Annotated in this window: 6 protein-coding genes and 1 tRNA gene; 2 read left to right on the forward strand and 5 right to left on the reverse strand. The window is 57.5% G+C overall.

All coding sequences use genetic code 11. The features are described 5' to 3' along the window. Positions 1 to 111 precede the first annotated feature (111 nt). The 5 genes from NW855_RS05145 to NW855_RS05165 form a co-directional block, all read right to left on the reverse strand. The gene (locus NW855_RS05145) at positions 112 to 471 is read right to left on the reverse strand and encodes a hypothetical protein (protein WP_414508500.1); all 360 of its coding nucleotides are present in this window, start codon (positions 469 to 471) and stop codon (positions 112 to 114) included. A gap of 103 nt (positions 472 to 574) precedes the next feature. Beyond that, positions 575 to 647, reverse strand: a tRNA-Ala gene (locus tag NW855_RS05150). Continuing rightward, positions 638 to 1,312 carry a Uma2 family endonuclease gene (locus tag NW855_RS05155; RefSeq protein WP_011430269.1) on the reverse strand — a complete coding sequence of 225 codons (675 nt, stop codon included), beginning with the start codon at positions 1,310 to 1,312 and terminating at the stop codon, positions 638 to 640. Before NW855_RS05155 ends, NW855_RS05150 begins: the two co-directional genes overlap by 10 nt. 66 nt (positions 1,313 to 1,378) lie before the next feature. Next, positions 1,379 to 1,759 carry a hypothetical protein gene (locus tag NW855_RS05160; protein WP_011430270.1) on the reverse strand — a complete coding sequence of 127 codons (381 nt, stop codon included), beginning with the start codon at positions 1,757 to 1,759 and terminating at the stop codon, positions 1,379 to 1,381. 228 nt (positions 1,760 to 1,987) lie between these two features. Continuing rightward, entirely contained in the window at positions 1,988 to 2,287 is a 300-nt protein-coding gene (locus NW855_RS05165; protein ID WP_011430272.1) for a ferredoxin, read from the reverse strand. A gap of 398 nt (positions 2,288 to 2,685) precedes the next feature. Between NW855_RS05165 and NW855_RS05170 the strand changes: the two genes are divergently transcribed. Then, positions 2,686 to 4,947: a hypothetical protein gene (locus tag NW855_RS05170; RefSeq protein ID WP_414508501.1), complete on the forward strand. Its 2,262-nt coding sequence runs from the start codon at positions 2,686 to 2,688 to the stop codon at positions 4,945 to 4,947. Between the two features lie 251 nt (positions 4,948 to 5,198). Further along, a complete protein-coding gene (locus tag NW855_RS05175; protein ID WP_414508502.1) occupies positions 5,199 to 7,523 on the forward strand; it encodes a beta strand repeat-containing protein in 2,325 nt (774 codons plus the stop codon). Positions 7,524 to 7,832 lie beyond the last annotated feature (309 nt).

A 7,832-nucleotide genomic window follows, 5' to 3' on the forward strand; every position in this document is an offset into this window, starting at 1 on the left:
TTATACATTATTTTCAGTATAGTTGAGCTTATTATTGACTAGAGTCATGCTCCTCCTGGGAGAAGGATCCGGGGATGGTTACACTAGCAACGCGGAGCGCTTGGGCCCAAGCTACCGCCGTTCCAAAAAGTCGCGGCGCAGATCCCGAATCTCTTGCCGCATCTCCCGCATCTCTCGGGCCATCTCGTCAGTGCGCCGTTCCAGTGCTTCTGTGCGGCGTTCGATGGCCCGAGTACGCTCGTCAAACCGATCCATTGACTCGCGAAAGAACTGCGCCAGCATCGCCTGTCCCTCCCGCAGCTCTTGAATCAAAACCTGCTGGTTTTGCTGGACAAGACGCAGCTCCTGCTGGGCAGCTTGCAATTCTTTTTGGGAGGCTTGCAGCTCTCTTTGGGAGGCTTGCAACTCTCTTTGGGAGGCTTGCAACTCTTGGATGGCTTGAATCAGCCACTGTTCTTGCTCGGGCGTCATGGTTACTGAAACACTACAGAATTAAGGAAATCCTACCACCACTAACTCTTCTCTCCTCCTGGGAGAGGGATCGGGGGCAAGGGATCCAAATCCAAAACCTCAATGGAGAGTAGGGAACTCGAATCCCTGACCTCTGCGGTGCGATCGCAGCGCTCTACCAACTGAGCTAACTCCCCGTAGCTCTACCAGGATAACCTGAATCGGCAGCCAAGATCTCCCCCACCTGCAACTCTAGCCCCACAAAAACCTGCGAAGGTACCCCCTCGGATCCCTTCAGCTCCAGCAGGTCGTACCAGCCCTCGTGCAACAGCAGCAGGCTCACCTTCTCTTCCAAAGGATCCACAATCCAATACTCGCCGATGCCCAAAACGCAGTATTCCGCCCGTTTGGCCCGGTAGTCCGCCGCCCGGCTGGATTCGCTCACCACCTCCACCACCAATAGCGGCGGCGGATCCTCCAAGCGAATCAAAGCCTCTCGGGATCCCATCTCCTGCCACTGCTCCAAAGGCAGCACCACCACATCCGGGATCCGCACCGTTTCCCAGCGGTTGCCCCGCGGCGACTGGATCCCCAGGCCGCCCTGGATTGTTGTCCAAGGCAACTGCCGTCTGGCGATCTCCGCCTCAAAAACCTGGCTGAGAAACTTTTGGATCTGGACATGCCGTCCGGTTGGAAGGGCCATGGGCACCAACTCCCCCGCCACCAACTCATAGCGGGTATCGCCGCCATCGGAATACTTGAGGTACTCTGCCAAACTCAGGCGAGCCGTTGTCGATCCAGAAGCAGAAACGGATCCGATCGTCAAAGCCACAGCCACCTCCAAAGGCTGCTCTGCTGCCATCCTAACCCCCCTCTCCCTCAGGGAGAGGGGCTGGGGGTGAGGGCCGGCGCGGAGCACTTGAGGCTGCTACCGCCGTTCCAAAAAATCGCGGCGCAGATCCCTCATCTCCGCTGCCATCTCATCAGTGCGGCGCTCTAGGGCTTCCGTGCGCCGTTCCAAGGCTTCTGTGCGCCGTTCCAGGGCTTCGGTGCGGCGTTCAATAGCGCGGGTGCGCTCGTCAAAGCGATCTAGCGCCTCGCGGAAAAACTGCGCCAGCATCGCCTGCCCCTCGCGCACTTCCTGAATCAGAACCTGTTGATTTTGCTGGCCCGCTTGCAGCTCTCGAATCAAAACCTCCTGGTTTTGCTGGACAAGGCGCAGCTCCTGCTGGGCAGCTTGCAGCTCTTTTTGGGCAGCCTGCAGCTCCTGGACAGCTCGGATTAACCACTCTTCTTGTTCTGGGGTCATCGTCAAAAAGTTCTACAGAGGATAAAAAAATCCTACTCCCCTCTCCCTCAGGGAGAGGGGCTGGGGGTGGTCGCGTTAGCGGCGCGGAGCGCTTGGGCTGGGAGAGGGGCTGGGGGTGAGGGCCGCCGGCGGCGCACAGCGCTTGAGGCTGCCGGAAAGAACCACCCAAAACAAAAACCCCTCTCCCTATGGGAGAGGGGCCAGGGGTGAGGGATCGGAGGTGAGGGCTCAGTACAGCGCTTCTTCTTGGTGGGTGATGATGGTGCAGTCGGAGGTGGGGTAGGCCACGCAAGTCAGCACATAGCCCTGCTCGATCTGATCGTCATCCAGGAAGGATTGATCGCTTTGATCCACCGTGCCGCTCACCAGCTTGCCAGCACAGGTCGAGCAGGCTCCGGCGCGGCAGGAGTAGGGCAGGTCGATCCCTTGCTCCTCCGCCACATCCAAAATGTACTCGTCGTCCGGCACATCGATGGTGACGTCCAAGCCCCGCTCTTCGTTGATCAACCGAACTTTGTAGACAGCCATCCTGGTTGGATCTCCAGAAAAAACATCCACTCCTCATCCTGCCACCCTTCTGCCCCGGATCAAGCACTATTTGGTAAGGAAGTAGGCAGATCTTCGGATTTTTTACAAAGGGATCACCCGCCCCTCCAGAGCCTTCCTTCGGCAGGGCCACTCTGTGGGGGCAGGGCTCGGCCTTGGCCAGGCCCTCAGGGATCCCAGAAAAAAAGGGCAAGACTTGCCAAGTTGGGCAGATCTGACGGTATGATTTACGGAGTAGCTAGAGCAAGCGCCGAACAGGCGTGTATGCGTCTCCCACCCGACCGTCGAGCCTGAGGCCTTGAGTTGCTTCAGGTCAGGTGATCGGGTAAGGTAAGGGAAGTGTTCAGCCGAACCCTACTTTTTTGGTTAAGAGGAGAAAAATGAACGGAACAATGCAGAGGTGGCTGCTGAAGTCACTTGGTTCTCTGACCTTGGCGTCTGCCGTGGTGCTCTTGCCCGTGATTCTAACGGGCTGCGGTGAAAGCAGTACTAGCCCAACTGTGCCGGTGCCTCCGCCACCGCCGCCCCCGCCTCCCCCAGCACCAACTCCTACGCCGACTCCCACGCCAACCCCGCCAGCAGGAACAGTTAGAGTTACGCCCGAAACCGACATTAACCGGATTATCGCCACTTCTGATCGCACCCAGCCTCTCACGCTTGTCCTGGAGCCAGGCGTCTATCGCCAGAACATCGTGATCGACCGCAGCAACGTTAGGGTGCGCGGTGCCACTGGCTTGGTGGGCGATGCTATTGTGGTGGGTGCAGAGAGCGGCGCTCCTGTTCAGGTCACTAGCAATGCCAGTGGCGTTGTTCTGGAGAACTTCAGCATTCTCAACACCCGCTCCCTGGAACCGATTGAGTACGGCATTAACGCTGAGGGGGCCACAGAAGTTACTGTTACGGGCGTTGACATCGTTCTCTTCCCCACAGGAGCCCCTCGAGCTTCCCGTGGGGTAGCCATTGGCTTTGGCTCAGCTGCTGCTGGCGTCACCTCTAAGAACCTGACAGTAACCCGCTCCAACCTCTTTGTGGCTGGCGCAGCTAACTCAGCGGGTATTCGCATTGCCGGCGACAACGCAGGCATCAACCTGCGGGTGGAGACCAACAACATCTTCTTGGGCTACACGGCTGCTCCTGATGGGGTCACAACCCAGTTGATTAACTTTGTGCCCCAGGACGTGGGTGCGGGCTCGGCGGCTATTTTCATTGAGCCTGCCGTTACAGGGCTGAGCTTGGTGACCTTTGCCGGCAACGCCATCAGAACTGCGACGGCCAACGTCTATGCCATCCGCGACGAGCGGGGTAGTGGGCTGAATGCCGCGGAGCGCCGTGACATCGTTGCTAGAAACACGGGCTTGGTGTTTAACAGCAACACCAGCAACGTTTACCTCTCCATCACCCGCGCGATTGCCGAAGTGGCCGGTCCCAACCCAACGGTAACGGCTGGTCCTGGAGACTTTGTGGCTGAGGGCGAGATTCTTCTGCCTGCCGACAGGCCCGGCTTGACCTTGAACTCCATTGACGGCACGAGCACGGTGCGTTCGGTCAAGATCCTGGCCGCTGATGCCACGTTGGGCGGAACGGAGGGCAACGGCTTCCGGATTACTGGCATTTCCCCAGATCCGGACGCTGCTGGGCCGGCTGCACCTTACCAAGTAGCCATTGGCGAGTGTGACCTAGCCAACCTCACCACCCGCAACGTAAAAGTCTCCTTCAACGACTTCACGCGGCCCACTCAGTCAGATCCCTACGTCTCTGTGCAAGTCTGCGACTTCTCGCAGGCGGAGGTTTACAAGAACCTGTTGCGTGGCTTCACAGTTGCCGGCGTGCATGTGGTGTCGGCTGAGCCCAACACGGTAACCATTCGCGAGAACCGCTTTGAGCCTTCCATCGGCAGCCCGACCTTCATTGCGGCCATTGTGGATCGGCAGACTCAGGCACCGGGAACTCTGGCTCCTTTTGCCACAGCTTCGGTGACGGGCAACACCTTCAACCTGCCGCCGCAGGGCACTCTGGCTGTCTACGCTCGTCCCGACGTTGACCTCACGCCAACCGCGGCGGGGGCCCTGGGCGGAGAAGGCACCATTCTCAAGGCCTTCTTCAACAACACCATCACGCCCACGCCCATCCCTGGCTTTGCCGTGTGCGGTCGCCAAGAAAGCTTGGCGGGAGCCTCGGGCAACCTTCTGAACTTCTTGGATAGCACGCCATCAGCTCCTTTCACCTCTACTGTCTTTGGCGTGGCGTCGGATGCCCTCTGCTCGGCAGTGGGCTTCGGCCCAGGGGCCAGTCTGCAGTTCCAGCCCGGCGGTGCGCCACCGGCAACGCCTACTCCCACGCCTACGCCTCCGCCTGCCGGTGTGACGATCACTATCCCAGGCCTGCCTGCCGGCGCGACGGTGACGGTGACGGGGCCAGGCGGTGCTCCGGTCATCACCACTTCCACCTCCGTATCTGGAAATGAGGCTACCTTCCCAGGCCCATTCACCATCCCCTTTGGCGGCCAGATCCGGGTGACTCCCGCCATTCCTTCACCTAGGCCGATTACGGTTGGCGGTACTACCATTAGCACCTTTGACAACACCACTAACCCTGGCAGCACCACCTACTTCAACTTCGGGCCTGCCATTACCGTGAACTAGCTCTTGTCTAGTCTGGCAACGGCGGCCTGCTGCTATTGGGCTGACGGAGTTGCTTGGTGGTGGCAGGTCGCTTTCTCCAGCTCGCCTGGCTTGCGCATCTCTTCGTTCGATTGGTTTCCCTGTTGTACTTTTTGGCTTCTGCATGGGTATACTACTAGCAGCTAGGCCTTTGTGGGTTTCCCTGTAGTGAGTTGAGCTGCGCTTGCCAAGGCTTCAACCAGTTGTAGAGCCTTTCTTCTTGGAGATTGATGATGTCTAACCGCAACCTCAAGCACAGCTTGCGTTCCACGCTGGCTTCCTTGGCGCTGGCTTCTTCTCTAACCGGGGTGGTAGCCGCTTGCTCTGCCGACACGCCTACCGTTACGCAGGTTCCTTCCACCATCTCGGCTCAAGTTCCCGAAACCGCTGCTCCCGTTGCCGAGGGCCTCTCCTTCTACTACGACGGGGTAAAGACCTCAGTCACCATCAAGGATGCGGCAGTGCTTTTTGCCGCCTGCACCCTCAACACCGGCGACGCTGCCAAGATCGTCAGCTTCGTCAACACCACCCTGAAAGCCGGGCCGATTACGGCCAGCGATGTCACCGGGCTAGGTGACCCTCTCAAGCCGGCCATCTCCGACTTCAACGGCAACGGAGTTGTCAACTGCGAGGATGCCGCCATTTTGTTTGCCGTGTCCACTGTGGGTGTAGACGCGGCCAAGGTCAACGCTTTTGTATCCGGCACCCTGAAGATTCCGGGGGTAAGCGTTACTCAAACTCAGTTGGATACCTTCTTCAAGACTCCACCAACACCGACCCCGACCCCCACTCCAACTCCGACGCCTACTCCTTCTATTGTAGTTACTCCCAGCAGCTTAACCCTTCCGGCTCTTTCTAAGGCTACCTTGAACATCAAGCCCAATGTAGCCCCAGCGGGTGGCAAGCTGGTGCTGAGCGTGGTGAGCACGGATTCCACCATCGCCTCCATTGCCGGCTCTTCTACCTTGACCTTCCCGGTGGGCAGCACCGGTGCTCAGCAGGTAACTGTTTCAGGTGTGGCTACTGGCACGGCCAGCATTGTAGTTACAGTTGCGGGTGCCAATGAAGCCACCAACTACGCGGGAGTGCCGCCGGTCACCGTGCCGGTGAAGGTGGAGCCCCCAGTGGCGGCAGGACTGGTGGTTGAGCCAACAGAGGTTTCTACCCAGGTGGGCTCGACGGTAACCTTCTCAGTAGCCCCTACGCAGCCCCCGCTCAATGGCAACCTAGTGGTCAGTGTGGTATCCAACAAGCCAACGGTGGCGACGGTTAACCTGCCAACTCTGACCTTCCCCGAGGGGAACACGGCGCCTCAGGTGATAACCGTAACAGGGGTGGGTGTTGGTGAGTCCACCATCACTATTGAGCGAGCTGCTACCACGACGGCCACCAACTACCCGGCTACTATCGCCAGCAAGACGGTGAAGGCCACCATTACGGCAGGACCACCCGTGGCTCCCAAGACTATCTTTGTGCTGCCGAATGGAACAGGAGATGGATCCAGTCCCCTTACGCCTGCCAAATTTGCAACTGCCTTCACGACTGCCAATATCTTGCAGCAGGCTACGCCAAACCTGCCAGTTATCCTCAAAGTTGTTGGTGGTGGTGCTGAGACCCTGTCGGGAGTCTTTAATGCTGTCAACAACGGGACAATCACAATTCAACCGGAGCCAGCCGCAGCCAATGGGTTGGCAAAGGTGGACCTAGGAGGAGCCCTTACCTTCGGCTCAGCAGTCACGGTGAACGACATCAAGATTAACCTCAATGGCAACAACTTAACCATTAAAGGCAATGCGAGCAAGCTGATCGTTAAAGACGGTGGTGGCGCTGAGCAGGTAACGGTAGCTGATGGAGCTACTGTTACAGATTCGACCATCACACTTAATCTTTCCAATACTAATGACCTGCTTATTGTTAAAGGAAAAGGAACCCTCAAGAACTCCACAGTTGTAGCGAATGCGAGTGCAGCAACAACAGCCATTATCGAATTGGCTGGAACGCTTGATGGTGTGACTTTCAGTTGTAAAATTGACACTGGTGGCAAATGCATTGAGGCTACCGCTGCGGGTGCTCAGATTATTAACAGTAAAGTTAACTTCGATACCACTGCAGCCAGTCTAAAGGTTGTAGATGCCGGTACTAACGGCGTTACCATCATAGGCAGCGACCTTAAGCGGATAACAGCCAATTCTACTGACGCAGTGACTGTTGTCAATCATGGGGGTGGTGCCCTGGTCGTCCAGAACAGCACCATTGACTTGAATAACACTACTGCTACTTCCAGTCGCGCCGTGAACAGTACCGCCACCAGTGGCTCGATAATCTTGACAGGGAACATTTTCAAGGGTTACAACGTAAGCGGCGAGCCCGTTGTTGAAATTGCTGGTCCTCCTGGTCTTGGTGCAACTCCGCAGCAAATTGCTAACAACCAGTTCCAGCTCACCATCAGTGATGCAATAGGTATCAAGTCTAATGGTGCTCCCATTACCTTGATTAACCAATACGCTACTGGTAGTGGCAATACCTTTGGTTCTTCCACTACACCAGTCACAAATTAGTAGGTGATCTTATCTTTGTGTTAGCTCAGCTAAGGGAGAGGCCTGGGTCTCTCCCTTTTTTTCCAGTCCTGGGCTCGCTGCTACGTACAATGGTTTGCCGCGGCAGTACCAAGCTGGCGGGGGTGCTAATAGAATGGGATCCTAAGCTGCCGAGAAACCCCATGTCGGAGCGGTTGGAGCGGGTGGAGGCTATCTTGGAGGTCTTGGCCCAGCAGACGCTGGCCAATGCCCAGGCCACTGCCCGGAATACAGAAGCCATCGAGCGTCTTTTTGCAGCCACCGCCCAGAACACAGAGGCCATTGGGCAAG

The organism is Synechococcus sp. RC10B2, assembly GCF_047502635.1.

Coding starts and splice junctions, on each gene's coding strand:
- NW855_RS05145 (WP_414508500.1), bottom strand. CDS start 471: ATGACGCCCGAGCAAGAACAGTGGCTGATTCAAGCCATCCAAGAGTTG.
- NW855_RS05155 (WP_011430269.1), bottom strand. CDS start 1,312: ATGGCAGCAGAGCAGCCTTTGGAGGTGGCTGTGGCTTTGACGATCGGA.
- NW855_RS05160 (WP_011430270.1), bottom strand. CDS start 1,759: ATGACCCCAGAACAAGAAGAGTGGTTAATCCGAGCTGTCCAGGAGCTG.
- NW855_RS05165 (WP_011430272.1), bottom strand. CDS start 2,287: ATGGCTGTCTACAAAGTTCGGTTGATCAACGAAGAGCGGGGCTTGGAC.
- NW855_RS05170 (WP_414508501.1), top strand. CDS start 2,686: ATGAACGGAACAATGCAGAGGTGGCTGCTGAAGTCACTTGGTTCTCTG.
- NW855_RS05175 (WP_414508502.1), top strand. CDS start 5,199: ATGTCTAACCGCAACCTCAAGCACAGCTTGCGTTCCACGCTGGCTTCC.